This window comes from Streptomyces jumonjinensis, assembly GCF_009600885.1.
In the GTDB taxonomy this organism is placed as follows: domain Bacteria; phylum Actinomycetota; class Actinomycetes; order Streptomycetales; family Streptomycetaceae; genus Streptomyces; species Streptomyces jumonjinensis.
In genome coordinates this window covers 1,927-25,253 of sequence record NZ_VCLA01000205.1, presented here as the reverse complement: position 1 = coordinate 25,253, position 23,327 = coordinate 1,927, and the positions used below count along the sequence as shown (strand labels likewise).

At 71.1% G+C, this 23,327-nt stretch carries 21 protein-coding genes and 1 pseudogene; 12 read left to right on the top strand and 10 right to left on the bottom strand.

The features are described from left to right. The 9 genes and pseudogenes from FF041_RS37250 to FF041_RS37215 form a co-directional block, all read left to right on the top strand. Window positions 1-136: pseudogene (locus tag FF041_RS37250) on the top strand (pantoate--beta-alanine ligase); the annotation flags it as partial. Beyond that, window positions 133-1,836 (top strand): L-aspartate oxidase, encoded by a 1,704-nt coding sequence (locus FF041_RS37245; RefSeq protein WP_323393711.1) that lies wholly within the window; start codon window positions 133-135, stop codon window positions 1,834-1,836. The pseudogene FF041_RS37250 and the gene FF041_RS37245, both read left to right, overlap by 4 nt. After that, window positions 1,833-2,855, top strand: coding sequence for a carboxylating nicotinate-nucleotide diphosphorylase (nadC, locus tag FF041_RS37240; protein WP_323393710.1), 1,023 nt, complete (start codon window positions 1,833-1,835; stop codon window positions 2,853-2,855). The genes FF041_RS37245 and nadC overlap by 4 nt, the downstream gene beginning before the upstream one ends. Further along, window positions 2,855-3,655: a type III pantothenate kinase gene (locus tag FF041_RS37235; RefSeq protein WP_153527211.1), complete on the top strand. Its 801-nt coding sequence runs from the start codon at window positions 2,855-2,857 to the stop codon at window positions 3,653-3,655. The genes nadC and FF041_RS37235 overlap by 1 nt, the downstream gene beginning before the upstream one ends. A gap of 284 nt (window positions 3,656-3,939) precedes the next feature. Next, window positions 3,940-4,548, top strand: coding sequence for a hypothetical protein (locus FF041_RS37230; protein ID WP_194292366.1), 609 nt, complete (start codon window positions 3,940-3,942; stop codon window positions 4,546-4,548). A 14-nt stretch (window positions 4,549-4,562) separates the two neighbouring features. Continuing rightward, window positions 4,563-4,736, top strand: a complete 174-nt coding sequence (locus tag FF041_RS38625) for a hypothetical protein (RefSeq protein ID WP_194292365.1) — start codon at window positions 4,563-4,565, stop codon at window positions 4,734-4,736. A gap of 148 nt (window positions 4,737-4,884) precedes the next feature. Next, window positions 4,885-5,397 (top strand): BlaI/MecI/CopY family transcriptional regulator, encoded by a 513-nt coding sequence (locus FF041_RS39925; RefSeq protein WP_267133263.1) that lies wholly within the window; start codon window positions 4,885-4,887, stop codon window positions 5,395-5,397. 9 nt (window positions 5,398-5,406) lie between these two features. Beyond that, a complete protein-coding gene (locus FF041_RS37220) occupies window positions 5,407-5,928 on the top strand; it encodes an amino-acid N-acetyltransferase (protein ID WP_153485301.1) in 522 nt (173 codons plus the stop codon). Between the two features lie 164 nt (window positions 5,929-6,092). After that, entirely contained in the window at window positions 6,093-6,452 is a 360-nt protein-coding gene (locus FF041_RS37215; RefSeq protein WP_323393708.1) for a histone-like nucleoid-structuring protein Lsr2, read from the top strand. On the opposite strand, the gene FF041_RS37210 is transcribed toward FF041_RS37215, so the two are convergent. Next, entirely contained in the window at window positions 6,449-7,147 is a 699-nt protein-coding gene (locus FF041_RS37210; RefSeq protein WP_228388948.1) for an SCO3374 family protein, read from the bottom strand. The genes FF041_RS37215 and FF041_RS37210 overlap by 4 nt on opposite strands. A gap of 434 nt (window positions 7,148-7,581) precedes the next feature. Here FF041_RS37210 and FF041_RS37205 point away from each other — a divergent pair, with 434 nt between their 5' ends. Beyond that, the gene (locus FF041_RS37205; protein ID WP_153527205.1) at window positions 7,582-10,110 is read left to right on the top strand and encodes an ATP-dependent Clp protease ATP-binding subunit; all 2,529 of its coding nucleotides are present in this window, start codon (window positions 7,582-7,584) and stop codon (window positions 10,108-10,110) included. A gap of 91 nt (window positions 10,111-10,201) precedes the next feature. On the opposite strand, the gene dacB is transcribed toward FF041_RS37205, so the two are convergent. Next, complete coding sequence (gene dacB, locus FF041_RS37200) at window positions 10,202-11,800, bottom strand: D-alanyl-D-alanine carboxypeptidase/D-alanyl-D-alanine endopeptidase (RefSeq protein ID WP_153527203.1); 1,599 nt, start codon at window positions 11,798-11,800, stop codon at window positions 10,202-10,204. A gap of 1,124 nt (window positions 11,801-12,924) precedes the next feature. On the opposite strand from dacB, the gene FF041_RS37195 reads away from it, so the two are divergent. Beyond that, complete coding sequence (locus FF041_RS37195) at window positions 12,925-13,602, top strand: M23 family metallopeptidase (RefSeq protein WP_153527201.1); 678 nt, start codon at window positions 12,925-12,927, stop codon at window positions 13,600-13,602. A 174-nt stretch (window positions 13,603-13,776) separates the two neighbouring features. Here FF041_RS37195 and cseC read toward each other — a convergent pair whose 3' ends face one another. The 6 genes from cseC to FF041_RS37165 all read right to left on the bottom strand — a co-directional run bounded on the left by cseC (window position 13,777) and on the right by FF041_RS37165 (window position 19,058). Next, complete coding sequence (gene cseC / locus FF041_RS37190; protein ID WP_153527199.1) at window positions 13,777-15,132, bottom strand: two-component system sensor histidine kinase CseC; 1,356 nt, start codon at window positions 15,130-15,132, stop codon at window positions 13,777-13,779. Beyond that, window positions 15,129-15,827 (bottom strand): two-component system response regulator CseB, encoded by a 699-nt coding sequence (cseB, locus tag FF041_RS37185; RefSeq protein ID WP_153485311.1) that lies wholly within the window; start codon window positions 15,825-15,827, stop codon window positions 15,129-15,131. The genes cseC and cseB overlap by 4 nt, the downstream gene beginning before the upstream one ends. Window positions 15,828-15,836: 9 nt before the next feature. Further along, entirely contained in the window at window positions 15,837-16,466 is a 630-nt protein-coding gene (locus FF041_RS37180; RefSeq protein ID WP_323393707.1) for a hypothetical protein, read from the bottom strand. Window positions 16,467-16,567: 101 nt separating this feature from the next. Next, window positions 16,568-17,194, bottom strand: coding sequence for a SigE family RNA polymerase sigma factor (locus tag FF041_RS37175; protein WP_153527197.1), 627 nt, complete (start codon window positions 17,192-17,194; stop codon window positions 16,568-16,570). A gap of 171 nt (window positions 17,195-17,365) precedes the next feature. Continuing rightward, the gene (locus tag FF041_RS37170) at window positions 17,366-18,271 is read right to left on the bottom strand and encodes an HhH-GPD family protein (RefSeq protein ID WP_153527195.1); all 906 of its coding nucleotides are present in this window, start codon (window positions 18,269-18,271) and stop codon (window positions 17,366-17,368) included. 175 nt (window positions 18,272-18,446) lie between these two features. Further along, window positions 18,447-19,058: a phosphatase PAP2 family protein gene (locus FF041_RS37165; RefSeq protein ID WP_153485314.1), complete on the bottom strand. Its 612-nt coding sequence runs from the start codon at window positions 19,056-19,058 to the stop codon at window positions 18,447-18,449. A gap of 174 nt (window positions 19,059-19,232) precedes the next feature. Here FF041_RS37165 and FF041_RS37160 point away from each other — a divergent pair, with 174 nt between their 5' ends. After that, entirely contained in the window at window positions 19,233-20,057 is an 825-nt protein-coding gene (locus FF041_RS37160; RefSeq protein ID WP_153527193.1) for a hypothetical protein, read from the top strand. A 74-nt stretch (window positions 20,058-20,131) separates the two neighbouring features. On the opposite strand, the gene disA is transcribed toward FF041_RS37160, so the two are convergent. Together disA and radA are read right to left on the bottom strand one after the other, a co-directional pair. Then, window positions 20,132-21,283: a DNA integrity scanning diadenylate cyclase DisA gene (gene disA / locus FF041_RS37155; protein ID WP_323372052.1), complete on the bottom strand. Its 1,152-nt coding sequence runs from the start codon at window positions 21,281-21,283 to the stop codon at window positions 20,132-20,134. A gap of 83 nt (window positions 21,284-21,366) precedes the next feature. Continuing rightward, window positions 21,367-22,782, bottom strand: a complete 1,416-nt coding sequence (gene radA / locus FF041_RS37150) for a DNA repair protein RadA (protein ID WP_153527191.1) — start codon at window positions 22,780-22,782, stop codon at window positions 21,367-21,369. Window positions 22,783-23,327 lie beyond the last annotated feature (545 nt).

Sequence of the window (23,327 nt, the reverse complement as noted above, 5' to 3'; positions counted from 1 at the left end):
CGCCCTGATCGACCCCGCCGACTTCACCGAGGTCCCGGACGGCCACGACGGCGACGCGATCCTCGCCGTCGCCGCCCGGGTCGGCGCCACCCGGCTGATCGACAACATCCCCCTCAGGTTCGGAGCCAGCTCGTGACGGCCGCACCCCAGACCCCCGGCATACGGCTGGACGCCCCCGCCCCCGGCTGGGCCATCTCCGCCGACGTCGTCGTGGTCGGCTCCGGCGTCGCGGGCCTGACCACCGCGCTCGGCTGCGCGGCGGCCGGGCTCTCCACGGTCGTGGTCACCAAGGCCCGGCTGGACGACGGCTCCACCCGCTGGGCCCAGGGCGGCATCGCGGCGGCCCTCGGCGAGGGCGACACCCCCGAGCAGCATCTGGCCGACACCCTGGTCGCGGGCGCGGGCCTGTGCGACGAGGAAGCCGTACGCACCCTGGTCACCGAGGGCCCCGGAGCCGTACACCGGCTGATCGCCGCCGGCGCGCACTTCGACACCTCGGCCGACGGAGTGATCGAGCTGACCCGCGAGGGCGGCCACCACCGCCGCCGGATAGCGCACGCGGGCGGTGACGCGACCGGCGTGGAGATCTCCCGCGCCCTGGTGGAAGCCGTCCGCGACGCGGGCCTGCGCACCATCGAGAACGCGCTCGTCCTCGATCTGCTCACCGACGCCGCCGGCCGCACCGCCGGAGTGAGCCTCCACGTCATGGGAGAGGGCCAGCACGACGGCGTCGGAGCGGTCCACGCCCCGGCCGTCGTCCTCGCCACCGGCGGCATGGGCCAGGTCTTCGCCGCCACCACCAACCCCGCCGTCTCCACCGGCGACGGCGTGGCCCTCGCGCTGCGCGCCGGAGCCGAGGTCTCGGACCTCGAATTCGTCCAGTTCCACCCCACCGTGCTCTTCCTGGGCACGGAGTCGGAGGGCCAGCAGCCGCTGGTCTCCGAGGCGGTACGGGGCGAGGGCGCGCATCTCGTGGACGCCTCGGGCGTCCGCTTCCTGCTCGGACAGCATGAGCTGGCCGAACTCGCCCCCCGGGACATCGTCGCCAAGGCGATCATGCGGCGGATGCGGGAGCAGGACGCCGACCACATGTATCTCGACGCCCGCCACTTCGGCGCGGCGATGTGGGAGCGGCGCTTCCCCACCATCCTGGCGGCCTGCCGGGCCCATGGCATCGACCCGGTCACCGAGCCCGTCCCGGTCGCCCCGGCGGCCCACTACGCCTCCGGGGGCGTACGCACCGATCTCCACGGCCGGACCACCGTCCCGGGCCTGTGGGCCTGCGGCGAGGTGGCCTGCACCGGAGTGCACGGCGCCAACCGGCTGGCCTCGAACTCCCTGCTGGAGGGGCTGGTCTTCGCCGAGCGGATCGCCGCCGACATCGCCGCGCTCGCCCCGCTGACGGCGGGCGAGCCCAAGAGCCCGGACGGGCTCTCCGCACTGCCGCCGATCGCCCCCGAGGCCCGCGCCGCCATCCAGCGGATCATGTCGCTGGGCGCGGGCGTCCTCCGCTCGGACGACAGCCTGCGGCAGGCCGCCGCCGCCCTGGAAGAGGTCCACCGGGCGACCGCGGACGACGGGGAGAAGATCCCCGAGCCCGGAGTGGAGTCCTGGGAGACCGCCAACCTCCTCTGTGTCGCCCGGGTGCTCACCGCGGCGGCCCTGGAGCGCGAGGAGACCCGCGGCTGCCACTGGCGCGAGGACCGCCCCGACCGCGCCGCCGCCGACTGGGACCGCCATCTGGTGGTCCGGATGGCCCCCGACCGCTCGCTCGTCGTCACCCGCACCGACAGCACCGCCTTTCCACCCACAGTCCTGAGGGAGCACCAGCCGTGAGCACGCCCGAAGAACGTCCCGTACCCGTGGACGTACCGCTCATCCAGACCGGCTGCGGGGACTCCTGCGGCTGCGCTCACGACGGCGGGGAGGAGATGTACGAGTGCGGTCTCGACCCCGCGCTCGCCGCGCTGCTCGCCGAGGCGGGGCTCGACCCCGTACAGATCGAGGACATCGCCCATGTCGCGCTCGCCGAGGACCTGGACGGCGGCGTCGACGTCACCAGCGAGGCGACCGTGCCCGCCGACGCGGTCGCCACCGGCGACTTCACCGCCCGTGAGGCGGGCACCGTCGCGGGCCTCCAGATCGCCGAGGCGGTGCTGTCGGTCGTGGCGACCGAGGAGTTCACCGTCGAACGGCATGTCGCCGACGGCGACCGGGTGGAGGCGGGCCAGAAGCTGCTCTCCGTCACCACCGGCACCCGTGAGCTGCTGACCGGCGAGCGCAGCGCGCTGAACATCCTCTGCCGGCTCTCCGGCATCGCGACCGCCGCCAGCGCCTGGACGGACGCCCTCGCGGGCACCGGGGCGAAGGTCCGCGACACCCGGAAGACCACACCGGGGCTGCGCGCCCTGGAGAAGTACGCGGTGCGCTGCGGCGGCGGCGTCAACCACCGGATGTCCCTCTCGGACGCGGCGCTGGTCAAGGACAACCACGTGGTGGCCGCGGGCGGCGTCACGGCGGCCTTCAAGGCGGTCCGGGAGGCGTACCCGGACCTGCCCATCGAGGTCGAGGCGGACACCCTGCACCAGGTGCGGGAGGTGCTGGAGGCGGGCGCCGATCTGATCCTGCTGGACAACTTCACCCCCGCCGAGACCGCGGAGGCCGTGACGATCACCGCGGGCCGCGCGGTCCTGGAGTCCTCCGGCCGGCTCACCCTGGAGAACGCCCGCGCCTACGCGGAGACCGGCGTCGACTATCTCGCGGTGGGCGCCCTGACGCACTCCTCCCGGATCCTGGACATCGGCCTCGACCTCCGTGACGCGTCCGGGACCGCACCCGGAGAGGCGGACGCCTGATGCTGCTCACCATCGACGTCGGCAACACCCACACCGTCCTCGGTCTCTTCGACGGGGACGAGATCGTCGAGCACTGGCGCATCTCCACGGACGCCCGCCGTACCGCGGACGAGTTGGCCGTGCTCCTCCAGGGCCTGATGGGCATGCATCCGCTGCTCGGCGTGGAGCTGGGCGACGGGATCGAGGGCATCGCGATCTGCTCGACCGTCCCCTCGGTCCTGCACGAGCTGCGCGAGGTCACCCGCCGTTACTACGGCGACGTCCCGGCGGTGCTGGTGGAGCCGGGCATCAAGACCGGGGTGCCGATCCTGATGGACAACCCCAAGGAGGTCGGCGCCGACCGGATCATCAACGCGGTGGCGGCGGTCGAGCTGTACGGGGGCCCGGCGATCGTCGTGGACTTCGGCACGGCGACCACCTTCGACGCGGTGAGCACCTCGGGCGCGTACACGGGCGGAGTGATCGCCCCGGGCATCGAGATCTCGGTGGAGGCGCTGGGGGTCAAGGGGGCCCAGCTCCGCAAGATCGAGCTGGCCCGCCCCCGGAGCGTGATCGGCAAGAACACGGTGGAGGCGATGCAGTCGGGCATTCTGTACGGCTTCGCCGGCCAGGTGGACGGCGTGGTCCGCCGGATGAAGGCCGAGCTGGCCCCGGAGGAGCCCGGCGAGGTGACCGTGATCGCGACCGGGGGGCTGGCGCCCATGGTGCTGGGGGAGTCGTCGGAGATCGACGAGCACGAGCCGTGGCTGACGCTGATCGGACTCCGGCTGGTCTACGAACGCAATATCGCGCGGATGTGAGGGCGTCCCGGCGGGGGTGAGCGGGTGCCCGCCCGGATGGGGCGCACGGGCGGGTGTGGCTGGGGCGGGCCGGGGCGGGCCGCCGGGGGCCGCCGGGCCTCCGGGTGCGTGCGGGTCTGGGGTCCGCCGGGGCCGGGGCACCGGGCCTTGGGCCTTGGGTCCTCGGGTCCTTCTGGCCTCCGCTGGGGCGCTGCGGCGCGCCCACCGAAATGGCATTAGGTCGATTTTGTCCATGTCGCACGTATGGTCGCCCCATGCCCACGCCATACGGATCCCGCGGCGCTATGGCCTTCAGCGCAGACGAGCTGCGTGTGCTCCGACGCGCCCTCGCCGTCGCCCTTCACCCCGCTCCGCTCCCCGACGAGGATGTCCAGGACTGTCTCAGACTGGCCGAATCCCTCGACGAGGCCAGCCGCGAGGCCGGGCGGCTGCGCGCCTTTCTCCTCGCCGACCTCGCCCGCTACCGCGACGCCCTCCCCGGCTCCGCCGCGAGCTATCTGGAGCTGCTCCAGGACGCGCTGGCAGCCGGATACGACCCCGGCCCCGCCGAGCTGGCGGCGCTGCGCACACTGGACGGCCACCCGGTCGGCACGGCCCTGCTGGCGCGCTGCGAGACGCTCGCCGAGCGGTCGGTACGGCAGCGGCTCGCCCGGGGCCGTACCCCCACCGCGCCCGCCCCGCGCGCGAGACTGCTCGCGCTCCCCGGCGGCCGGGCCGCCGACGAGCCCCGGCCGAAACCCCAGACCAAGCCGAAACCGGCCCCCGAGCCCGTGCATCCGCAGCCCAAGGCCCCCGCCCCCGCCCCCGGCGAGCGGCCGGTGCCCAAGCCGTCCGAGGTCTTCCCACCCCGCCGCCGCCCCGCGCCCCCCTCCGCCCAGCGCGCGGCAGGCTAGCTACTCTGGGAGCCATGGACTACGTATCCGCCCTTGTGCCGCCCGTGGTGATGGCCGCCCTCTTCACCGCGCTGATCGTGACGATCGTCAAGAGCCAGGGCGGCCCGAACAAGGCGAAGGAGGACGCGGCCGTGGACGCCGCGATCGCCCGCGCCGAGGCGGCCCGCCAGCCCGGCCGCGAGGGCTGACGCTCTCCGGCATCCCCTGTGAATGGACGTACGGCAGGTCTTTCGACCGACCGTACGTCCTTTTTGTTACGTCATTGCCGAGTATTCCGAATTCTCCCAGTATAGTGGCATTGTGCCCCGTCAATTGGGAGATCTCGAAGACGCCGTCATGACACGGGTCTGGCAATGGAACAGGCCGGTCACCGTCCGGGAAGTCCTGGAAGACCTTCAGCGGGAACGGTCCATCGCCTACACGACGGTGATGACCGTAATGGACAATCTCCATCAGAAGGGCTGGGTCCGGAGGGAAGTCGAGGGCCGCGCCTATCGATATACGGCGGTCTCCACCCGGGCCGCCTACTCGGCCGCACTGATGAACGAGGCATGGTCCAAGAGCGACAACCCGGCGGCTGCCCTGGTCGCCTTCTTCGGGATGATGTCCCCCGAGCAACGGGAGTCGCTGCAAGCCGCGGTGGGAATCGTTCAGGGCGACCCCGGCCGGACCGAGACGGTTCAAGAGGCTGCGACGGTTCAAGAGGGCGAGACGGTTCAAGAGGCTGCGACGGTTCAAGAGCCCGGAGCCGCCGAAGAGGGCGGGACGGAACTCCCCGCCTCACTCCCCGCCTCCGGAGAACTCCCCGGTGACCGGGGTGCCGACGGCGAGGCCGCCCCGGGGCGATAGCGTCAACGCATGCCATATGCCGAGCCAAATGCCATCACCGTCCGCCGGGCCAGGACCGGGGATGTGCCCGCGGTCCGCCGACTCGTGGACCCGTACGTGAGTGAAGGCATCCTGCTCGACAAAGCGACGGTCACCCTTTACGAGTCCATCCAGGAGTTCTGGGTCGCGGAACGAGACGAAGACGGTACGGTCGTCGGATGCGGCGCTCTCCACATCATGTGGGAAGACCTCGCGGAAGTGCGCACTCTCGCCGTCGATCCCGCCTTCCGAGGGCATGGCATCGGCCATCAGGTACTGGCCAAGCTGTTGCACACAGCGCGCTGGCTGGGGACGCGACGGGTTTTCTGCCTGACCTTCGAAGTCGACTTCTTCGCCAAGCACGGCTTCGTGGAGATCGGCGAGACGCCGGTCGACACAGATGTCTACTCCGAGCTGCTGCGTTCCTATGACGAGGGTGTCGCCGAGTTCCTCGGGCTCGAACGCGTGAAGCCGAACACCTTGGGCAACAGCCGGATGCTTCTGCACCTGTGATCATCGCTGGCGCCGGGAACCCGGGCCGGGTCTCTATGTCCGAATGTCCGAATCGCGCACGTTTCCCGTGTTCTCAGGGATCTGAACCTCTCCCAAGGGTTTGTGTTTCTCACAGAAAAGCGGTTTCCTTTCCGCGTCCTGCATTTTCGATGAAAGGAAATCCGGTGGCACAGAAGGTTCAGGTCCTTCTTGTCGATGACCTCGACGGTGGCGAGGCGGACGAGACGGTGACGTTCGCGCTGGACGGCAAGACCTACGAGATCGACCTCACTACCGCCAATGCGGACAAGCTCCGCGGTCTCCTTGAGCCGTACGCGAAGAGCGGCCGGCGCACCGGTGGCCGTGCCGCTTCGGGGCGTGGCAAGGGCCGTGCCGCCGCGGGCGGCAACAAGGACACCGCGGAAATCCGCGCTTGGGCCAAGGCGAACGGCTACGAGGTCAACGACCGCGGCCGAGTCCCCGCCACGGTTCGTGAGGCCTACGAGAAGGCGAACGGCGGAGCGGCGTACTCAGCGGACTCTTAATCGGCCGAGTATTCGCACGCTGCGCATTCGTACGCGTTCGCATCCGTGGTCGCCTGTGGACGCGCATTCGTACGCAGCAAACGGGCCCGGTGGCACTCCGTCGCCGCCGCGTCCAGGAGCCGGACCAGATCGGGGCCCCCGCCCCGGCCCGCTCCCGTACCGCGCCCGAACGGGGTGAGGGCCGGAAGCGCCGGCTCTGTTCCTCGCCCCGGCACGGGGGGCCGCAGCCATACGGCGGCCTCCCGGGAGCCGGACCACCCGGGTGGGGGCGGGGCGGTCATCCGTCCTCCCGTACCGAGAGCGGTCAGCTCCAGAGCGATCCCGCCCCACTCCAGCCAGTCGAGCAGCCCCGGCACCTCCTCCGCGCTCCCCGCGGCCACCAGCAGCCTCATACGGCCCTCCGAGAGCGCTACCGGTCCAGTGGGTCCCGCGCGGCGCAGCAGGGCCGCTCCGGCGTCCGCAGGCAGCTCCAGCACATCGAAACGCACCCCGGTGAGCAGCACGGGACGCATCCCGCCGCTGCCGCCGCTGCCGTCGTCCTCTTCGGCCAGCGTCCAGCCGAGCGCGTCCCGGTACCAGTGGGCCCACTGGTACAGCCGGGCCCAGGGCCCCTCGGCCCGGGATCCGCGCTCGCAGGCGGCGGGGGTACGGGGGAGCGGGACCGCGGGCGGGGTGCTTCGGGAAATCGATGCCATGCCCCCGGGAACTCGGCCGCCGCCCCGCGAGTTACGGAGAGTGTGCGCGATATCGCGCCGAGTGCGGGCGAGGGGGGTGTTCGGATGCGTTCCGGGGGTGCGACGTTGTTCGCCCGTAGCTGAGGGAACCCATGCGCGCCGCATGGACTGTCAGTGCTTACGGGTAAGACATTCCTAGTGGGGAGGGGCGACACGGCTCGCAGGGTGGTCTCACGTTCGCCATCGGCGTAGTGATGGCGAGAGTAACTGCCTGGCCTGCGGGAACATCGTCTCGCACCATCGGGTTTGAGTAGTTGTCGGCGTTCAGGGGTCAGGAGGCCACAGACGGGTGTCGGCAGTTGGAATGAGCGGTCCCCGCTTGCGGGACTAAGCTGCGGAAGGACAGGGAGGGGACCGACCCCTTACTGCCTGACCGCTCTGAGGAGCGATTAACGATGTTCGAGAGGTTCACCGACCGCGCGCGGCGGGTTGTCGTCCTGGCTCAGGAAGAAGCCCGGATGCTCAACCACAACTACATCGGCACCGAGCACATCCTCCTGGGCCTTATCCACGAGGGTGAGGGTGTCGCCGCTAAGGCCCTGGAGAGCCTCGGGATTTCGCTCGAGGCGGTCCGCCAGCAGGTGGAGGAGATCATCGGCCAGGGCCAGCAGGCCCCGTCCGGGCACATCCCCTTCACCCCCCGTGCCAAGAAGGTCCTGGAGCTGTCGCTCCGCGAGGCTCTTCAGCTGGGCCACAACTACATCGGCACGGAGCACATCCTGCTCGGCCTGATCCGCGAGGGCGAGGGCGTCGCCGCCCAGGTCCTCGTGAAGCTCGGCGCCGACCTGAACCGGGTGCGGCAGCAGGTCATCCAGCTGCTCTCCGGCTACTCGGGAGGCAAGGAGGCCGCCACCGCGGGCGGTCCCGCCGAGGGCACCCCCTCGACCTCCCTCGTCCTCGACCAGTTCGGCCGGAACCTCACCCAGGCCGCTCGGGAATCCAAGCTCGACCCGGTCATCGGGCGCGAGAAGGAGATCGAGCGGGTCATGCAGGTGCTGTCCCGCCGCACCAAGAACAACCCCGTGCTCATCGGCGAGCCCGGCGTCGGCAAGACGGCGGTCGTCGAGGGCCTGGCGCAGGCCATCGTCAAGGGCGAGGTGCCCGAGACCCTCAAGGACAAGCACCTCTACACCCTGGACCTGGGCGCGCTCGTCGCCGGCTCCCGCTACCGCGGTGACTTCGAGGAGCGGCTGAAGAAGGTCCTCAAGGAGATCCGCACCCGCGGCGACATCATCCTGTTCATCGACGAGCTGCACACGCTCGTCGGAGCGGGCGCCGCCGAGGGCGCGATCGACGCGGCCAGCATCCTCAAGCCGATGCTCGCCCGCGGTGAGCTCCAGACCATCGGCGCCACCACGCTGGACGAGTACCGCAAGCACCTGGAGAAGGACGCGGCCCTTGAGCGCCGCTTCCAGCCCATCCAGGTCGCCGAGCCCTCGCTGCCGCACACCATCGAGATCCTCAAGGGTCTGCGCGACCGCTACGAGGCCCACCACCGGGTCTCCATCACGGACGAGGCCCTCGTCCAGGCCGCCACCCTCGCGGACCGGTACATCTCGGACCGCTTCCTGCCGGACAAGGCGATCGACCTGATCGACGAGGCCGGATCCCGGATGCGCATCCGCCGGATGACCGCGCCGCCGGACCTCCGCGAGTTCGACGAGAAGATCGCGGGCGTCCGCCGTGACAAGGAGTCGGCGATCGACTCCCAGGACTTCGAGAAGGCCGCCTCTCTGCGCGACAAGGAGAAGCAGCTGCTCGCCGCGAAGGCCAAGCGCGAGAAGGAGTGGAAGGCCGGTGACATGGACGTCGTCGCCGAGGTCGACGGCGAGCTGATCGCCGAAGTCCTCGCCACGGCGACCGGCATTCCGGTCTTCAAGCTCACCGAGGAGGAGTCCTCCCGGCTGCTCCGCATGGAAGACGAGCTGCACAAGCGCGTCATCGGCCAGAAGGACGCCATCAAGGCGCTCTCGCAGGCCATTCGCCGGACCAGGGCGGGTCTCAAGGACCCCAAGCGGCCCGGAGGCTCGTTCATCTTCGCCGGCCCGTCCGGCGTCGGTAAGACCGAGCTGTCCAAGACTCTCGCCGAATTCCTCTTCGGCGACGAGGACGCGCTGATCTCCCTCGACATGTCGGAGTTCAGCGAGAAGCACACGGTTTCCCGTCTCTTCGGTTCCCCGCCCGGATACGTGGGTTACGAAGAGGGCGGCCAGCTCACCGAGAAGGTGCGCCGGAAGCCGTTCTCCGTCGTCCTCTTCGACGAGGTCGAGAAGGCCCACCCCGATATCTTCAATTCCCTTCTCCAGATCCTGGAGGACGGTCGTCTGACCGACTCCCAGGGCCGGGTCGTGGACTTCAAGAACACGGTCATCATCATGACGACCAACCTCGGGACCCGGGACATCTCCAAGGGATTCAACCTGGGCTTCGCCGCCCAGGGCGACGTCAAGTCGAACTACGACCGGATGAAGGTCAAGGTCAACGAAGAGCTGAAGCAGCACTTCCGGCCCGAGTTCCTCAACCGTGTCGACGACACGGTCGTCTTCCACCAGCTCACCGAGGAAGACATCATCCAGATCGTCGACCTGATGATCGCCAAGGTGGACGAGCGGCTCAAGGACCGCGACATGGGCCGGGAGCTGAGCGCCACGGCAAAGTCGCTGCTCGCCAAGAAGGGCTACGACCCGGTCCTGGGCGCCCGGCCGCTGCGCCGGACGATCCAGCGGGAGATCGAGGACATCCTCTCCGAGAAGATCCTCTTCGGTGAGCTGCGCCCCGGTCACATCGTGGTCGTGGACACCGAGGGTGAGGGCGCGGAGAAGAAGTTCACCTTCCGCGGCGAGGAGAAGTCGGCGCTGCCCGACGTCCCGCCGATCGAGCAGGCGGCCGGCGGCGCCGGACCGAACCTCTCGAAGGAGGCGTAGGCCCTCACGGGCGCCTCGGCGTCCGAGAGTCTGAAAGGGGCTGCCCCGGTCGTACGGACCGGGGCAGCCCCTTTTCTGCGTCAGGGCCCGGTCAGCAGATCTCCGGCTTCCGCCAGGTGCATTCGAGAGCGGTGTCCGAGGCTTCGGAGGGCTCCCCGCCGCGCTGGGGAGCGATGGACCTGATGGTTCCGGCGGCGGTGTCGGATCGGGCCAGCGTCACCACGATCGCGTCCTCGACGCTCTTCACGGACGGCGCCAGATACCCGTTGAGGACGATGGCGAAGACGAGCTCACGGCCCCCGGCGTCCTTCACATATCCGGCCAGCGAGGAGGCCCCCGTCAGCGATCCGACCTTGGCGTGGGCGTTGAGCGCCGCCGGGGTGCCGCACATACGGCTGCGCAGGCTGCCGCCGACCGCCCGGTCCGGGGCGCAGGCCACCGGCAGGGACGCGTGCCAGTCGGCGTACCAGGAGGCGTCCCGTACCCCGAGCAGCAGCCGGGCGAGCTGCTCGGCGGGGACGACGTTCATCCGGGACAGACCCGAGCCGTCGGTCTGGCGCAGGGCGGCGGTGGTGACGCCTTCGGTCCGCAGATAGCCCTCGATGGCCGCGAGGCCCGCGCTCCAGCTGCCCCGGCCGGAGGTCTCGTAACCGATGGTCTTGGCCAGCGTCTCGGCGTGCATGTTGTTCGACAGCTTCATGAACGGGAACATCAGCTTCCGCAGCGGCATGGAGCGGTGCGAGGCGAGGACCCGGGCATCCGGCGGGGTGGCGACGCCCAGGCGCGGGGTCCCCTTGACGCGTACGCCATGGCGCGCGAGCTCGTCCGAGAAGACGGCGGCGGCGTAGCCGGTGGGCTCCCAGACCGACACCCACTCCTTGGTGGCGCCCGCGCCGATGGGGATGGCGCCGCTGACCGTGATCGTGTTGCTGCCGTGCCGCCGCTCGACGGCGAGGGTGTCGGCCCCTCCGGCGGCGACGGTGGTGCCGCTGACGTCGAGCCGTACGTATGCGGTCTTCGGCACCACGGTGACCTTGGGCCGGTCGCCCGGCCGGTCGCCGGGGACGGCCTCGACGATGACGGTGCCCGAGTCGTAGTCGGTGTCGGGCGCGACGGTGAGCGGCGAGATCTGCGCGCTGTAGTACGCGGACTCGTCGTCGCCCGCCCAGGCGCGGCCGAGCCGCCGGGCGTCGAAGCGGGTGTCGTCGGCGATGAGCCGTCCGGTGACGCGTCTGATCCCGGTCGCGGCGACGCCGGCGGCGAGTTTCGCGTAGTCCTTGGCGAGGGTGGTGGGGTCGCCGCCGCCGCGCAGATGGAGATCGCCGTCGAGGGTGGAGCCGTCGCGGCTGCCGGACGAGAGCACATCGGTGGTGTGGCGGTAGCCGGGGCCGAGGAGCGCCATCGCGGCGGTGGAGGTGAGGAGCTTGGTGTTGGAGGCGGGCATCAGCCGGTCGGTCCCGGAGCGCTGGTAGAGCCGCTCCCCGGTGACGGCGTCGGCGATGACGACGCTCGCCGCGCCGCCGCTCATCCGGGCGTCGGCGAGGATCGTGTCGACGGCCTTCTTGAGACCGCTGTCGGAGGGGCCCGCTCCGGCGGGGGCGCTCCAGGTGAGCGCGAGACCGGCGGTGAGGACGCAGACGAGCGCGGTGAGGCGGCGGGGGGTCCGGGTCGGGTTCTCGGGTCTGGTCATGGCAGGAGGATCCCGGACGGCCGTTCCCGGGAGAAGAAGGCACCCGGCACCGGGTCCTTGTCGTGGGCCTGCCCCCGAACCTCCGCGCCTCAAGCGCCGGCGGGGCTGAATTTTGAGCCCCCGCTCGCCACCGGCGGAGCTGGATCTTGTGTGCGAGCCACCCTGCCCGGCGTCGGGCCCTCGTCGGGGGCCAGCCCCCGAACCTCCGCGCCTCAAACGCCGGCGGGGCTGATTTTGGCCCCCCGCTCCTCAATCTCCCCCAGACTTCGTCCGGGGGGACCCCCAAGGGGCTGGGTTTGCCGGGGTTGCCCGGAACCCGGGTTGGGCGGGTTGAGGTCTCATGGGAGGGGGCCGCGCAGGGGTGGTGCCGGGACGTAAAACGTGATTTTGTGGCGCAAAGGAGGCCCGCCATCAAACAGGGACTGGAAACGCGCCGTAAATCATGAGTCCCGGCACCACCCCGGAGCGGACCACGGACCCCAGCCCCGGAGCACCCCTGCCCAGGCCGCCGGAGCGGCCCCCGGACCCCAGCACACCGCACCCAGCCCACACCGAAGCACCCGGAGCGGACCACGGGCCCCAGCCCCGAAGCACCCCCGCCCGCACCCGGCAAGGGACCCAGCACACCGCGCCCACCCCCACCCCCAACCCCCTTCCCCCGTGCCCGAGGCCAGTGGCGCAGGCCACTTTCGCGGCGCTGGGCCAGTGACCCGGCCCACAGCCGTGGCGGGGCCCCTGGTGACAAGGCACACAGGCCCCCACGCCCCTACTAGCCGGCCTAGGAGCACGGCCGGGCCTCCGGGGCGGCCCTGAGGTCCCGCCCCGTCCGGGACTTTGGTCCCTCCGCCCGCGCGGGGCGCCGGGCAGGGGTCGGCAATCGGGTGGGCCGGGCATCGGCGTGCGGTGGAACCGCATCCCGCGGAGCTCGCCGAAGCGCCGCCCGCACCAATTAATGATCTTGGGCAAAAGGTGTCAAGAGCCTGATTCCCGGCGCTCCAGCTACTACAGAATGTCGTAATTGGGGTGTTTGAGGTGAGCTGGGTGTTTCGGTTACCAAGGGATGGCCAACGCATCCCGGCACACGTTCCCGTGCCGGGTCCCTTATTGCCCGGAGGCTTCCCCGTATGCGTGTCACTCTTCGTCGTCCCCGTCTGTCCGACCTCCGTACCCGTTCCGCCCTGCTGGCAGCCGGTGTCGGAACGGCAGCGGTGCTCGGCGCAGGGGCCGCGTTCGCCGCTGAGACCGGTACCACGGCCGCCAAGCCCGTGACCGCGACCACCTCCAGCGCCGTCGCCGCCCAGGCGCAGGCCCAGGCCAAGGCCGCCGAGACCAAGGCTGCCGCCAAGCCGGCCGCCGCCAAGCCGGCCGCTGCCGCCACGGCCAGCACGGGCTGGAGCAAGCCCGTCGCCGATTACGCCCTGAGCGCCACCTATGGCAACAGCGGCAGCATGTGGGCGAGCAAGCACTCCGGCCAGGACTTCGCCGTCCCGAGCGGCACCCCGGTCAAGTCCGTGGGCCCCGGCACCGTGGTGAAGGCCGGCCCGAACGGCGCCGGCGACGGTTCCGCGTACGGCAACGCCGTCGTCGTCAAGCACGGCGACGTCTACTCGCAGTACGCGCACCTCTCCAGCGTGAACGTGAAGGTCGGCCAGCAGGTCAGCGGCGGCGAGCAGATCGCCCTGTCCGGCAACACCGGAAACTCCAGCGGTCCGCACCTCCACTTCGAGATCCGCACCACCCCGGACTACGGCACGGCGATCGACCCGATCTCCTACCTGCGTTCCCAGGGCGTCACTCTCTGACCCCACCCTGCGCCCCAGGTCCGCTAAGACCCTGGTGACCAGCGCGCGACGGCCCCCGGTGCATATCGCACCGGGGGCCGTCGCCGTCCGCGCTCCCACTCCCCATCTCCGGGCCGGCCCGCGCCGGGCCGGAATCAGGCTCCCCATGTCCGGGCCGGCCCGGAGAGGCCGGGATCAGGCCCCCTCCGCGAGCCCCCGCCCCGCCCCGCCCCGCTCAGCGGCCGAGAGCACCGGAAAACTGCCGGAATTCGTCGGCGCGTGCTCCGGAAGCCAGAGCACCGCGATCGCGCCCCCCGTCTCACCCGGCGTCGTCGTCCCCACCGGAGCGGCGTTGCGGAAGGTCAGCCGGGCCCCCAGCACCCGCGCCTGCCCCGCCGCGATCGTCAGCCCCAGACCATGGCCCGTACCCGCCCGGTCACTGGCGCCCGTACGGAAACGGCTCGGCCCCTCCCGCAGCAGCGCCTCCGGGAAACCGGGCCCGTGATCACGGATCCGCACCACCCGGCCCTCGACGGTCACCTCGACCGGCGACCTGCCGTACTTGACCGCGTTGGTCAGCAGATTCAGCAGGATGCGCTCAAGCCGCCGCGGATCGGTGTTCACCCAGGACTCATGCACCACCTGCACCGGCACATCGGGGTTCAGCGCCGCGATCCGGCGGGTGACGAAATCGTCGAGCGAGATCTCCTGGAGCTCCGCCCGCTCCGAGGCGCTGTCCAGCCGGGCCACCTCCAGTACGTCCTCGACCAGCGTCCGCATGGCCTGCGCCCGGTCCCGTACGAGCTCCGACGGCCGGCCCGGCGGCAGCAGCTCGGCGGCCGTCAGCAGCCCGGTGACCGGAGTGCGCAGCTCATGCGCGATATCCGCGGTGACCCGGCGCTCGGCCTCGATCCGCGCGTGCAGCGCATCGCTCAGCGCGTCGATCGCGCGCGCCAGATCGTCGGTCTCATCCCGTACGAGGCCGCCGATCGCGTCCCGTACCCGTACCTCCGTACTGCCCTCGGCGACGGTGGCCGCAGCCGCCGCGGCTTTCCGCAGTCTGCGCGAGATCTGTCCGCCGATCAGCACACCCAGCGCACACCCCCCGAAGACCACGGAGACCGAGCCGATGAGCAGCGCCCGGTCCAGCTCTTTGAGGATGAAGGTGCTGCGCCCCGAGAATTCGGTGTGCAGCGAGAGCACATCGCCGTTGTCGAGCGGGACCGCGGCCCAGATCTCCGGCGGCCCGTCCCCCCGGTCCTGCACAAAGCTGCCCCGGCGCTTCTCCCGCATGAGCGGCTTGAGCTCATCGGGCAGCACCGGGTCGTTGACCTTGGTGTTGAAGCGGGGGTCCTCGCTCTCGGACGCCTCGTACCAGCGCTGGGCCAGCACCACCCGTTCCATCTGCACATCGCGCGCGTTGTCGAGCATGGAGACCCGGGCGGCGTTGTGCACCACCAGACTCAGCGCCATGGCGATCAGCGCGCCGACCGCCGCGATGGCGATACTGATCTTCCAGCGGACACCCGTGCGCAGGACGAGCCGCTTCATGCCTTGAGCTTGTAGCCGAAGCCGCGGACCGTCTCGATCCGGTCCTGGCCGATTTTGGTGCGCAGCCGCTGCACATGGACGTCCACCACCCGGGTGTCACCGCCCCAGCCGTAGTCCCAGACCCGCTCCAGCAGCTTGTCCCGGGAGAGGACCGTGCCGGGCGCGGAGGAGAACTCCAGCAGCAGCCGCATCTCGGTCGGCGTCAGCGCCACCGGGGCGCCTCCCTTGCGGACCTCCATGCCCTCGGTGTCCACGTCCAGATCGCCGAAGCTCAGCAGCGCGCCCTGCGACTGCTGCCCGGCGGCGGCGGGGGCGCCCCCGCCCGCGTGGCCGAAACGGCGCAGCACCGCCCGGATCCGGGCGACCAGCACCGCGCCGTCGAAGGGCTTGGTGACGTAGTCGTCGGCGCCCGCCTCCAGACCGAGCACCACATCGATCGAGTCGGCGCGGGCCGAGAGCATGATCACGGGTACGGTCGACTCGTCCCGGATACGACGGCACAGACTCACCCCGTCGAGTCCGGGCACCATCACGTCCAGCAGCGCGATATCCGGGCGGCTGGCCCGGAACGCCTCAAGCCCCAGCAGCCCGTCGGGCATGGCGGTGACCATGAAACCGTGGCGCTCCAGCGCCAGCTGGGTCGCCTCACGGATGACATCGTCGTCCTCGACGAACAGCACATGAGTGTCGGCCATCCGGTGCTCTCAGCTCTCGCTCGATGGGTCGGTCTCCTCGGGGACGACCAGTTCGTCCTCCCCCACCGTCCCGCTGAATTCCCTGCGCACCCAGTGCCGCTGGGTGAACTTGCCGTCGTCCCAGCGGTAGGTGGTCACATCCTCGGCGGAGGGCGAGGCGACCGGAGCCTTCTCCGTGTACACCTGCCGGGTCACCACCAGATCGCCCCGGTCGATCGTGGCATAGACCGAGGAGTCCTCGGAAGCGAAGACGTTCTTGTACACGCTGCCGACCTCCCGGTAGACATAGGTACCGAGGCCGACCCCGTCGGCGCAGGTCAGCACATTGACGACCACATCCGTGGCGTCTCCGCCGGTGACATTCCCGAAGAAGGAGTCGACCGGATAGGCGGTCCCGGCGCACGGTTTGAGGCCCGCTTTCACCTGGGCGCTGACCTTGGGGTCGTCCTTGACCAGCCGTACGGGGTTGACGTCGATGGTGCGCGGTTCAGCGCCCTCGGCACCCTTGTCGCCCTTGTCGTCCTTGGCCGCGGCGGAGGACGACAAGGAGGGTCTGTTCTGCGCCTGAGCCGAGCCCTCGTCCTGGACGCCGCTGCCACCCGTGGAACAGGCGGCGGACAGCCCGAGGGCGACGAGCACGGCTATCGCCTTGGTGCCCGCCGCCAGTGCTCCTCCGCCATGTCGCCCCCGGGGACGGCCGCCCCGCGGAATTCCGCCGCCCGGGCTCGCCCTTGGGCCTGTCAGGCCGCCCACCGCTCCTGCCCCCGCTCGTCGTCACTCCGGTCATGCCGCACCCCGTGGATCCGGCTGACCTCATCGGCCTCCCGGAGCTCATCGGTCCCGCAGGACATGCCGCGCTCCAGGGAACGCGCGTCCAGGTCCCGGCTCTCCAGCTCCTGGCGGAGTCTGGCGAGCGCCCGGTGCAGTGTGCTCTTCACCGTACCCGCCGACATGCCCAGCGCGGCAGCGGTCTCCTCGGTGCTCATCTGCTCCCAGTGCCGCAGCACCACCACACTGCGCTGCTTGGGGGCGAGCACCTTCAGCACGTCCATCAGCAGGGCGCGGTCGGCGCGCTGGTCGGTGCCGTCCTCGACGCGGGCGTCGGGCAGCTGCTCGGTGGGCACCTCTTCGAGCTTGCGCGCCCGCCACCACTCCGTACGCGTATTGATCATCACGCGGCGGAGATAGGCGTCGGCCAGGGACTTGTCGGCGATGCCGTCCCAGCGCCCGTAGGTGCGGGCGAGGGCGGTCTGGAGCAGGTCCTGGGCGTCGATGGGGTCGGGCACGAGCCGCCGGGCGCTGCGCAGCAGAGCCTCCTGTCGGGTGCGTACGTACTCCTCGAAGCCGAGCACCTCGCCGTGCGCCATTCCAACCGCCTCCGTCCCCGTGACATGCACCTGCGTTCCGTTACGTCAGAACCTACGGAGCGGTTGTCACGGCGTTGTGCGGAGAAGCCGTCGGACGGCGCACGGCCATCCATCGGTTGTGTAACAGCCGATGTTTCGGCGGAGTTTCGGAGGGGAAGGGCGGGCCCGGGATCAGCCGGGAAGCCGGTACAGACCGTCCGCGAGCGGCTCCACCAGACCGTCCGCGACCAGCCCGTCCAGCGCACGGGCCCGCTGCACCGGGTCGTTCCAGACCGCGTCCAGCGCCGACTGCGGCACCGGGGTACGGGCATCGCGCAGCACGGCCAGCAGCTTGCCGCGCACCTGGCGGTCGGTGCCCGCGTAGGTCTGGCCACGGCGGGCGGGGCCCTCATGGGCGGGCTTCCCGGCCAGCCGCCAGGCGCACTGGGCGGCGATGGGACAGCGGGTGCAGTCCTCGCCGCGGGCGGTGCACACCAGCGCGCCGAGCTCCATGGAGGCGGCGGCCCAGCGGGACGCGGTCTCCTCGTCGTCGGGGAGCAGGGCCCGGGCGAGCTTGCGCTCGGCGGCGGTGGTCGCCGTGGGCGGGTACTGGACGCCGCCGGCGGCGCGGGCGAAGACCCGCCGCACATTGGTGTCCAGGACCGCGTGCCGCTGTCCGTACGCGAAGGAGGCCACGGCCGCCGCGGTGTACTCGCCGATGCCGGGGAGCGCGAGCAGCTGCCCATGGTCGCTGGGTACGTCGCCACTGTGCCGCTCCGTTATCGCCTGCGCGGCTCCGTGGAGCCGCAGCGCCCGGCGCGGATACCCGAGCCGTCCCCAGGCGCGTACGGCCTCGCCGGGAGCCTCGGCGGCGAGATCGGCGGGCCGGGGCCAGCGGGCCAGCCACTGCTCGTAGACGGGGAGCACCCGGCTGACCGGGGTCTGCTGAAGCATGAACTCGCTGACCATCACTCCCCAGGCGCCGGCCTCGGGCCGGCGCCAGGGGAGATCGCGGGCGTGTTCGTCGAACCAGGCGATGACGGGAGCGTGGAGGGAGGCGGCGTCGGCCGGGGAGGGTTCTGTGGTGGTGTCAGTCATGGCCCTCTGATCCTGACATGCCGACCGGAGCGGACGCCGCATACGCTCCGGAGCCATGGGCTAAGCGGCGGAGGGTGATATCGCGGTCACGGTCGGCGAGTGGCGGGGGCCGGCCGTGGCCGGGGCCTGCGAGTGGCGGGGGTCAGCAGTGGCCGGGGCCCGCGAGTGGCGCGGGTCAGCCTCGGCCCGGGCCCGCGAACCACACCGGCAGCCGGTGGCGGCTTTCCCGCATCGCCCCCAGCGTCCTTCCCCCCAGCCGGGCGAACCCCACCATCACTCCGGCCCCCACCACCGCGCCCAGCACCATGCCGACCATCACATCGTGCGGATAGTGCACCCCCACGAACACCCGCGAGAACCCCATCAGCAGCGCCATCGGCGCCACCGCCCAGACCAGCCCCGGCCACGCGAGCGCCAGCGCGACCGCCGCCGCTCCCGCGATCGAGGCGTGATTGCTCGGGAAGGACCAGTCCCCGGTCGGCGGACAGGCCGCCAGCGACGCCGCCGCCTCGGTGACCGTCCGGCACGGCCGCTCCTCGTCGAACACCGACTTGAGCGACTCGCTCACCGCGTACCCCGCCACCGTCGCGAGCGGAGCGAGCACCGCCAGGGCTATGTCCGATGTGCTGCCGCCGCGCGCCCGCCACCATGCCGCCAGGAAGAGCGCTCCGAAGAGCAGCAGCCCTGCCTCCGTCCAGAGTTCGGCCAGCCCCTGGACCCAGGGGGGAGTGGAGTCGGCGAAGTCGGTGATGTCGCGGTAGAGCCCGCGGGTGATGCTGCTGTCCATGTTCACCGACCGTAGCGGCGGGGCCGGAACCGTCACCCGATGCGATCGTCAAGGCCGTACCCCGACGAAAGTCGGGGGTCCGTGCCGCCCGGCCATGATGATGATCACCAGAACTTGCGGTTTGAGCGGCGGGTAGGACGGGAGTTGGCGGTGTTCTCTCGTAGAGTTCGGTACGTGGGAACTCTGCGCAATCCGATCGGGCCGCTCCCTTCCTCCATCTACTGGCGGCGGAGGGCAGTAGCGCTGTTCCTGGCCGTGGTGCTCCTGGTGCTGGCCATCTGGGCGATCAGCTCCGGCGGGGGAGACGGTGACGGGGCCGGCGACGGCAAGGCCAACGGCGCGTCCTCGTCGGCACCTTCGACCATCACCCCGGGCCCCTCGCGGTCGGGGACCGCGATCAGCGAACAGCCCGGCGGGCGCGAGAACCCGGGCGGCTCCGGCGGCAGCGGCGGTTCGGGCGGCGGCGGCACGGGCGGGTCCACAGGCTCCGGCGGCTCCGGCTCCGGCGGTTCGGGCTCGGGCGGTTCCGGCAGCGGCGGCTCGGGCAGCGGCTCGGGCGGCGGCGCTCCCGAGGGCCAGCGGGCCGGGTCCGGTTCCGTACTGCCCGACTGCCCCTCCGGAGCACTGGAGTTGGCCCTGGACACCCGTAACGACTACGAGCCCGACGAGAAGCCCTCGTTCCGGATGCGCGCCACCAACACCTCCTCCACGCACTGCAAGGCGGACTTCGGCCCCAAGGCGGCCGTGCTCACCATCCAGAACGACTCGGCGGAAGTGGTGTGGTCGTCGAAGGACTGCCCGCGCCCCGGGCAGGATCTGGTGTTGAACGTCCCGGCGAAGAGCGCGATCTCGCACACCGTGGAGTGGGACCGCACACGGAGCGAGCCGAAGTGCGCGACGCCTCCCGCAGGGCGCGTGCCCGCCGGGACCTATCTCGTGGAACTGCGCTTCCCCGGCGAGCCGGTGAAGCCGCAGTCGTTCGTCCTGAAAAAGGGCTAGGCCGCTACGTATGGGTCAGGCCGGGGCGCGTGTGCCCCGGCCTGACCCATACGTAAGATCCCCGCACCAGGCCGCTATACGTACCGTTCGAGGATCGACGACTCGGCGAGCCGGGAGAGTCCCTCCCGGACGCTCCGGGCGCGGGCCTCGCCCACCCCGTCGACCGCCTGGAGATCGTCCACGCTCGCCGCGAGCAGCTTCTGGAGTCCGCCGAAGTGCTCCACCAGCCGCTCGATGATCGCTCCCGGCAGCCTCGGCACCTTCGCCAGCAGCCGGTAACCGCGCGGCGACACCGCGGAGTCCAGGGTCTCCGGAGAGCCGCTGTAGCCCAGGGCGCGGGCCACTATGGGCAGTTCCAGCAGCTCGGTGTGGGTGAGCGCGTCCAGCTCGGAGAGCGCCTCGGCCACCGTCCGCGACCGCTGGGGGCCCCTCCCCGGCACGGCTCTGGGGGAGGTCGGCTCCGGCACATAGTCGCGTACGACCAGCTCGCGCTCGGGCTCCACGCCCGCGATCAACTCGTCCAGCTGGAGGGAGAGAAGCCGCCCGTCGGTGCCCAACTCCACCACGTACTCGGCGATTTCGGTGGCGATCCGGCGGACCATCTCCAGCCGCTGGGCGACGGCCGTGACATCCCGGACGGTGACCAGATCCTCGATCTCCAGCGCGGAGAGGGTGCCCGCCACCTCGTCGAGCCGCAGCTTGTAGCGCTCCAGGGTCGCCAGCGCCTGATTGGCGCGGGAGAGGATCGCGGCCGACTCCTCCAGGACCCGGCGCTCCCCGTCCACATACAGGGCGATCAGCCGCATCGACTGGGAGACGGAGACGACCGGGAACCCGCACTGGCGGGAGACGCGGTCCGCCGTACGGTGCCGGGTGCCGGTCTCCTCCGTGGGGATCGAGGCGTCCGGCACCAGCTGCACGCCCGCCCGGAGGATTTTCCCGATGTCCTTGTCCAGGATGAGGGCGCCGTCCAGCTTGCAGAGCTCGCGCAGCCGAGTGGCGGTGAACTCCACGTCCAGCACGAAGCCGCCCGTGCACATCGACTCGACGGTCTTGTCCATGCCCAGGACGATCAGCCCGCCGGTGTTGCCGCGGAGGATGCGCTCCAGGCCGTCACGGAGCGCGGTGCCGGGAGCGACCGCGCTCAGGGCGGCGCGGATCAGTGCTTCGTTGCCGGAGCCCGCGCCGGACTTTCCGGGTGCTGCTGCCCGGTCGTTGGCTGCCACTGCACTCCTCCGGCTCGTACGGATGGGCGAGACCAGGGCAAAGTCTACCGGCGAGTGTCGCCGCCCCGTGGGGCGTCCACACGCTACGCGTCCGGGGCGTCCCCGGCGGACTGCTCCTGCGCTCGCTTCCGGCCGCGCGGCAGGACCCTGAGCGCGTCTCCCACATCCGCCACCTCCGTCACTCTCATCCCAGCGGGGATCTTGCCGGGATCGGTGGGGACCAAGGCATGGGTGAAGCCCAGCCGGTGGGCCTCCGCGAGTCTGCGCTGCACCCCGGTGACCCGTCTGACCTCGCCCGCGAGGCCCACCTCGCCGATCGCGACGAGATTCTTGGGCAGCGGGGAGTCGCTGGCGGCCGACGCCAGCGCGAGGGCGATCGCGAGATCCGCCGCGGGCTCCGAGAGCTTCACCCCGCCGACGGTCGCGCTGTAGATGTCGCGCTTGCCCAGCGCGGTGATCCGGCCACGCTGCTCCAGCACCGCGAGCATCATCGAGACCCGGGAGGTCTCCAGACCCGAGGTGGTCCGCCGGGGGGAGGGGATCTGCGAATCGACGGTGAGCGCCTGGACCTCGGCCACCAGGGGCCTGCGCCCCTCCAGGGTGACCGTCAGACAGGTGCCGGGCACCGGGGCGGACCGGCGGGTGAGAAAGAGCCCCGAGGGGTCGGTGAGCCCGATGATCCCTTCGTCGTGGAGCTCGAAGCAGCCGACCTCGTCAGTGGCCCCGTAACGGTTCTTGATGCCCCGTACGAGACGGAGACGGGCATGGCGGTCGCCCTCGAAATGGAGCACGACGTCCACCAGATGCTCCAGCAGACGCGGTCCGGCGATCGCGCCGTCCTTCGTCACATGGCCGACGAGGAGCGTGGACATCCCGCGCTCCTTGGAGGCGCGGATGAGCGCGCCCGCGACCTCGCGCACCTGGGCCATGCCGCCGGGCGCTCCGTCGATCTCGGGCGAGGCGACGGTCTGCACGGAGTCGAGGATCAGCAGCGAGGGCTTGACCGCGTCCAGATGGCCGAGGACGGCGGAGAGGTCGGTCTCGGCGGCGAGATAGAGATGGTCGTGCAGCGCGTTGATCCGGTCGGCGCGGAGGCGGACCTGGCTGGCGGACTCCTCGCCGGTCACATACAGCGTCGGGTGGGCGTCGCTCGCGGCCTTGGCGGCGACGTCGAGCAGCAGGGTGGACTTGCCGACGCCGGGCTCGCCCGCGAGCAGCACCACGGCCCCGGGCACCAGACCGCCGCCGAGCACCCGGTCCAGCTCGGCCACGCCGGTGGAGCGGGCGGCGGCCTGCCGCGCGTCGACCTGCCCGATGGGGAGGGCGGCGGTGGAGACCCGCCCGGCGGCGGTGGTCCGCACCGCGGGCGTGCCGTACTCCTCGACCGTGCCCCAGGCCTGGCACTCGGGGCAGCGGCCGAGCCACTTGGCGGTGGTCCAGCCGCACTCGGTGCAGCGGTAGGACGGCCGGTCCTTCGCGGATTTCGTACGGGCAGCCATACAGGAACCGTAGCGGGGACCACTGACAACGCCCGTGGCCGCCCGCCCCGGGCCGGGAAAATGCCGCTGACGACGCCCGTGGCCGCCCGCCCCGGGCCGGGAGAACCCAGAAACCCCGAGAACCCAGAAACCCCGAGAACCCAGAAACCCCGAGAACTCAGAAATCCCCCAGAACCCAGAAAACCCCGAAAACTCGAAACGACTGTCCGATCCGGGGTCGGGCACGGGACGGCCCCGGACCCGATGTCGGATTCTGATCGAGCCTGAGCGTGACACGCGTCAATGAGGGTGGAATTAACGGTTCCTGTCCCCCATCGAGCGAACTGTTCACCCGTACGAAGTAAAAGCGTTCAAGAGGTGCGAACCGGATGGCACCCTGCGCCTACGGTCTCGGCGTGATGAGCAGCAGGCCGGAGCCACCCACCCACACCACCGGCGCACCGGCGCGCGCCTCGGCCCTCCCCGCGACAGCCGCAGCCGGCCGCCTGTTACGAGCCCTGCCTCGACGGGCTCTTCACCTACTGCCTCTCCGTGCTCCGCGACCA